The organism is Microbulbifer agarilyticus S89, assembly GCF_000220505.1.
GTDB lineage: Bacteria > Pseudomonadota > Gammaproteobacteria > Pseudomonadales > Cellvibrionaceae > Microbulbifer > Microbulbifer agarilyticus_B.
Map to the genome: position 1 here is coordinate 1 of NZ_AFPJ01000018.1, position 5,838 is coordinate 5,838.

The 5,838-nt window shown below is 55.0% G+C and carries 5 protein-coding genes and 1 tRNA gene; 1 reads left to right on the top strand and 5 read right to left on the bottom strand.

The annotated features are described in order from the left end of the window. Positions 1-1,175 (top strand): ATP-dependent DNA helicase (locus tag AS89_RS0105290; RefSeq protein ID WP_010131373.1); only part of this gene is annotated, 1,175 nt, incomplete at its 5' end. Between the two features lie 294 nt (positions 1,176-1,469). On the opposite strand, the gene AS89_RS0105295 is transcribed toward AS89_RS0105290, so the two are convergent. The 5 genes from AS89_RS0105295 to pheS form a co-directional block, all read right to left on the bottom strand. Further along, positions 1,470-1,546: transfer RNA gene (locus tag AS89_RS0105295), tRNA-Pro, on the bottom strand. Between the two features lie 127 nt (positions 1,547-1,673). After that, positions 1,674-2,045: a MerR family transcriptional regulator gene (locus AS89_RS0105300; protein ID WP_010131374.1), complete on the bottom strand. Its 372-nt coding sequence runs from the start codon at positions 2,043-2,045 to the stop codon at positions 1,674-1,676. Continuing rightward, positions 2,026-2,331, bottom strand: a complete 306-nt coding sequence (ihfA, locus tag AS89_RS0105305) for an integration host factor subunit alpha (RefSeq protein WP_010131375.1) — start codon at positions 2,329-2,331, stop codon at positions 2,026-2,028. Before ihfA ends, AS89_RS0105300 begins: the two co-directional genes overlap by 20 nt. 130 nt (positions 2,332-2,461) lie before the next feature. After that, positions 2,462-4,852, bottom strand: a complete 2,391-nt coding sequence (gene pheT / locus AS89_RS0105310) for a phenylalanine--tRNA ligase subunit beta (protein WP_010131376.1) — start codon at positions 4,850-4,852, stop codon at positions 2,462-2,464. An 83-nt stretch (positions 4,853-4,935) separates the two neighbouring features. Further along, positions 4,936-5,838: phenylalanine--tRNA ligase subunit alpha (gene pheS / locus AS89_RS0105315; RefSeq protein ID WP_010131378.1), on the bottom strand; the 903-nt coding region annotated here is incomplete at its 5' end.

A 5,838-nucleotide genomic window follows, 5' to 3' on the forward strand; every position in this document is an offset into this window, starting at 1 on the left:
GCCAATCACGAGTAGCTCTGATCTACGGGGCAGCAGGAACGGGCAAATCCACTATGGTGGATCACATTGCTCATTACTTTAATGACAAAGACAAGCTTTTCCTCGCCCACACCAATCCAGCAATTGATAACCTCAAGCGAAAGGTGACTGCACAAAACTCGGAGTTTCGGACGATCAGTAGCCAGACCTACAGAGGCAGCTCAGACCGAGACTACGATCTTCTTGTTATTGACGAATGCAGTACCGTTAGCAACGCAGACCTTATTAAGGTACTAGAAAATACCGCCTTCAAACTGCTCGTACTTGTTGGTGATGCCTACCAGATTGAGTCGATTGAGTTCGGCAACTGGTTCGAAATTATTCGTGCATTCATCCCGAGCACGTCAATTTTTGAGCTGACGACCCCTTACAGAACTAGAAACGACTCACTTTTAGCGTTTTGGAACAAGGTTAGAAATATCGAAGACGACATTGCAGAGGTCATGGCTCGAAATGGTTATTCGACCGTGCTCGATAAATCACTATTCGAAAGCCAAGGACAAGACGAGATCATTCTGTGCTTAAACTACGACGGTCTCTATGGGATCAATAATATCAACAGATTTCTGCAGAGCAGTAACCCCGGCGCAGCGACTACTTGGCGAGTATCCACTTACAAGATTGGCGACCCCGTGCTTTTCTTCGAGACCGAGAGGTTCAGACCAGTAATCTATAACAATCTTAAGGGGCGAATTGTTGGCATCAATTGCGAACCCGGGCACATACAGTTCGATGTAGAGCTCGATCGGCCGCTCACTGAGTTCGACGTCTTAGGTTCAGATGAACTCGAGTGGGTGGAGGGCTCAATTGTACGCTTCTCGGTCTACGAGTATGACACCAGCGATGATGATGACGACTCACTAAACACAACTGTGCCTTTCCAGGTGGCCTACGCCGTGTCGATACACAAGGCGCAGGGCTTAGAATACGACTCGGTTAAAATTGTGATCACCGATGCAAATGAGGAAGATATTACACACAGTATTTTTTACACAGCAGTAACACGAGCACGTGATCGCCTAAAGATCTTCTGGACACCTGAGACACAGCAGGGGGTTCTCAAGAGACTTCAACGCACTGCCAACCCAAAGGACGTCCCTCTCTTATCTGCTCGTCGAGGGCTTAAGCCTATCTGAGGCTAATTTGGGGAATAGTGTTATGTTCATCCAGAAGCTCTGACCTGCGCAGTTTTCACACAACTACTGAGACTTAGCTTGAATAAACTCTACTCTGTACCTTACGTGCAGTGGACCATAAATTATGGGACTGGGGATCAACATCCAGGTGGCATCGTTAACTCAGGCCTCTACTGTCTTCACTAGCTAAAGCACCCAAAGTAAACAACTGGACTTAATGTGGACTTAAATCGCAGACACTAAAAAGCCCGCTCAGATGGCGGGCTTTTAAGTTGTTGATTTACAACAGTTTTATGGTCGGAGTGGCCGGATTTGAACCGACGACCACCACACCCCCAGTGTGGTGCGCTACCAGGCTGCGCTACACTCCGACAGGAGGAAATCAAGCGGCGTGAAAGTTACGTAAGTGCTTGATTTATAAGGGGCATCGCTTGGCGATGAGGCGCAAATCATACCGAAGTACGGTGGGAATGCAAGCCCGTTTTGCGCCTTTTTGGATCAGGCTTTGACTTCCAGGAGTTCCAGTACGCCTTCCAGCTCTGCGATCATTTGCGGGATCACCTGCTGCAGCTGTACTGACTGGTCTTTGTCTTTTTCGATACCACCGCTCTCCATTTGCAGACGAGCGCCACCAATGGTGTAACCCTCTTCATACAGGAGCGCACGGATCTGGCGGATGAGGACAACGTCCTGGTGTTGGTAATAGCGACGATTGCCCCGGCGCTTAACCGGGCTGAGCTGCGGGAACTCCTGTTCCCAGTAGCGTAGTACGTGAGGTTTCACTGCACACAGTTCGCTCACTTCACCGATGGTGAAATAGCGCTTCCCCGGGATTACGGGGAGCTCACTGTTATGACTCGCTTCCAGCATCTTCTTCTACTCGTGCCTTGAGTTTTTGTCCTGGCTTGAAGGTAACAACCCTTCTTGCGGAAATGGGAATCTCTTCGCCAGTCTTGGGGTTCCTACCAGGGCGCTGGCTTTTATCGCGCAGGTCGAAATTGCCAAACCCGGACAGTTTAACCTGCTCATTATTTTCAAGGGCGTTGCGGATTTCCTCGAAAAAAAACTCGACGATCTCTTTCGCTTCGCGCTTGTTAAAACCCAGCTCTTCGTACAACTTCTCGGCGAGCCCGGCCTTAGTCAGTGCCTCTGTCATTGGTTCCTGCCCAACAGATTCAGAGGCGTCGACTCCGGTTTTAAGCCTGGTACCGCATTGGCTTGGAACCCGGAAGCAGACGCTCTCGGGATACGCGCATCAGCCGCGCATATCCCGGAGCTAAACCGGTTTAACGCTGGCTGGCGTTGTATTTTTGTTCTAGTTGACTGACTACCGCATCGACTGCGGCATTGATTTCTTCGTCGTTAAGGGTGCGCGAGGGATGCTGAAACGTCAAGCCCATAGCGACACTTTTTCTATGTAAATCAATGCCTTTGCCCTGATAGACATCAAAAATGTTGAAGTTCGTCAAATATTCGCCGGCTGCTTCAACAGCGGTTTCTGCCAGCTGCCCCACCGGAATCTCCACATCCACCAGTATCGCCAGGTCACGGCGTACTTCTGGGAACTTGGATAAGGGAGTAAAGGCAGGAATGACCGCATCACCCAGTCCATCCAGGCTCAGCTCAAACAGGAAAGCCGCCTTGGGCAGGTCGTAATCCTTTTGCAGCTCTGGATGCAGCGCACCCAGTACACCTACGGACTTGCCGTTGCGCAGCACTTCAGCGCACTGGCCCGGGTGCAGCGCCGGGTGTTTGGCCGGCGCGAAGGTGAACTCGGCATCGGCTTCGTAGTGCGTCAGCATGGCTTCCACGTCCGCTTTGATGTCGTAGAAATCTACAACGTCTTTGGAACCACTCCAGCCTTCTGGCTGGCGGCTGCCGTAGATCAAGCCGGCAATCATACGCTCCTGCTGCAGACCTTCGCCGGATTCGGCGTTGCCCGGCACGAAGCGCAGGCCTGTCTCGAACAGGCGCGCGCGGTCCTGCTGGCGGTTCAGGTTGTACTGCAGGGTCTTTACCAGGCCCGCCATCAAGTTGGTGCGCATTACCGCAAGCTCGGCGCTAATGGGGTTTTGCAGGGCCACAGGCTCAACCGCAGGGTCGAACTTGGCGGAGGCATCACGATCGATAAAGCTGAAGGTGATCGCTTCCTGATAGCCGCGGGACAGGAGGGTCTGCTCCAAACGAGACTGCGCCACCTGCGCTTCCGCACGCGGCACGATATCCAGCGCCGCTTCGAAGCTGATGCTGGGGATACGGTTGTAGCCATACACCCGCGCCAGCTCTTCCAGCAGATCGGATTCGATGGAGATATCGAAACGGAAGCTCGGCACCAGGAAGGTCCAGCCTTCGCTGTCTTCACTGATTTTTTCCAGGCCCAGGCGGGTGATGATCTCGACGATCTCGGCATCGCTCATCTGGATGCCCAATCCGCGGCTTACGCGAGCGCGACGCAGGGTAATACGGCGCTCTGCGGGCATGGCTTCGGTAACTTCGCGAACATGTACCGGGCCGGGCTCACCACCGACGATATCCAGCAGCAGCTGGGTCGCGCGCTCGATGGCTTTTTCCTGCAGACGGTAGTCCACGCCACGCTCAAAGCGGTGCGAGGAATCGGTGTGCAGTCCGTAGGAGCGCGCCTTACCGGCAATGGCCAGCGGGCTGAAGAAAGCGCTTTCCAGGAAGATATCGTTAGTGGCTTTGGTTACGGAAGAATCCAGGCCACCCATGATACCGGCGATGGCCAGCGGGCCTTTCTCGTCGGCGATCAGCAGGGTATCGGCTTTCAGCTCGACTTCCTGCTCGTCCAGCAGGGTGAGTTTTTCGCCCTGCTCGGCCATGCGTACCTTGATGCCACCGTTTAGCTTTGCCAGGTCGAAGGCGTGCATGGGCTGACCCAGCTCCAGCAGCACGTAGTTGGTTACGTCGACGACCGGATCGATACTCCGCAGGCCACTGCGACGCAGGCGCTCCTGCATCCACAGCGGTGTTTCGGCATCGATGTTGATATTGCGGATTACGCGGCCCACATAGCGCGGACAGGCGTCTTCGGCCAGCAGGGACACCTGCAGGCTGTCATCGATCACCGCGGCAACCGGCTCGATGGCAGGCGGAGTGACTTCGCAGCGGTTCAGTACACCCACTTCGCGGGCAATACCGGCCACACCCAAACAGTCGGAACGGTTGGGAGTCAGGTCGACTTCGATGGTGCTGTCGTCGAGCTGCAGGTATTCGCGCAGGTCGGTGCCAGTTACTGCCTCCTCTGGCAGCTCCCAGATACCGTCATTGTCGTCACCCAGTTCCAGTTCGGTCTGTGCGCACAACATGCCAAAGCTTTCGACACCGCGCAGCTTGGCTTTCTTGATTTTGAAGTCACCGGGCAGCTTGGCGCCTACCAGCGCAAACGGGATCTTAATGCCGGTGCGCGCATTGGGTGCGCCGCAGACGACCTGCATCTCCCCTTCCGGGTGCCCTTTTACCTTGCACACGCGCAATTTGTCGGCGTCTGGGTGCTGTTCGCAGGCGACAATCTCACCCACTACAACTCCGGAAAATGCGCCGGCTACTGGCTCTACGGCGTCCACTTCCAGGCCCGCCATGGTGATCTGGTCGGCCAGCTGTTGTGCTGTCAGGTCCGGGTTTACCCACTCCCGTAACCAGGCGTTGCTGAATTTCATAGTCGTTCTCTAATTCTTAATTCGTTTACGCAATACGCGGTTGTTTGTTCGCCTGCACGCAGGCCCCGTTACCGGGATTCGACTTAGAACTGCTTTAAGAAGCGCAGGTCGTTATCGAAGAACAGGCGCAGGTCGTTTACGCCGTAACGCAGCATGGCCATACGCTCGACACCGAGGCCGAAGGCAAAGCCGGAGTATTTTTCGCTGTCGATATCGCAGGAGGCGAATACATTCGGGTGTACCATGCCGCAACCCAGCACTTCCAGCCAGCCGGTGCCGGAACAGATACGGCAACCTTCGCCGCCACAGGCGGTGCACTGGATATCCGCTTCCGCGGACGGCTCGGTGAACGGGAAATAGGACGGGCGGAAACGCACCGGCACATCCGCTTCAAAGAACGCTTTCAGGAACTGGTCGATACAACCCTTCAGGTGCGCAAAGCTTACCCCCTCATCGATGACCAGACCTTCGATCTGGTGGAACATCGGGGAGTGGGTCACATCGGAGTCACAGCGGTACACGCGGCCTGGGCAGATAATGCGCAAGGGCGGATTGGTCTTCTCCATGGTGCGGATCTGCACAGAAGATGTGTGCGTACGCAGAACCGTGGAGGGATCAATGTAGAAGGTATCGTGCATGGCCCGCGCCGGGTGGTGGGCGGGAATATTCAGCGCTTCGAAGTTGTAGTAGTCCCCTTCTACCTCGGGGCCCTGCTCTACGGTAAAGCCCAGGCGCTGGAAGATTTCTTCAATGCGGCGCAGGGTGCGGGTGATCGGGTGCATATTGCCCTGCTCTTCCCCACGGCCTGGCAAGGTCACGTCGATGGTTTCCTTGGCGAGCTTTTCTTCGATGGCGGCTTTTTCCATCGCAGTGCGGCGTGCGTTGATCGCTTCCTGCACCTGCTGCTTGGCCTCATTAATTTTGGCCCCCGCCGCCGGACGCTCTTCCGCAGACAGTTTTCCCAGACCTTTCAGCAATGCGGTGAT

Bases quoted from the DNA above. Each gene is read 5' to 3' on its own strand.
- AS89_RS0105300 (WP_010131374.1), bottom strand. From the start codon at position 2,045: ATGCTGGAAGCGAGTCATAACAGTGAGCTCCCCGTAATCCCGGGGAAG.
- ihfA (WP_010131375.1), bottom strand. From the start codon at position 2,331: ATGACAGAGGCACTGACTAAGGCCGGGCTCGCCGAGAAGTTGTACGAA.
- pheT (WP_010131376.1), bottom strand. From the start codon at position 4,852: ATGAAATTCAGCAACGCCTGGTTACGGGAGTGGGTAAACCCGGACCTG.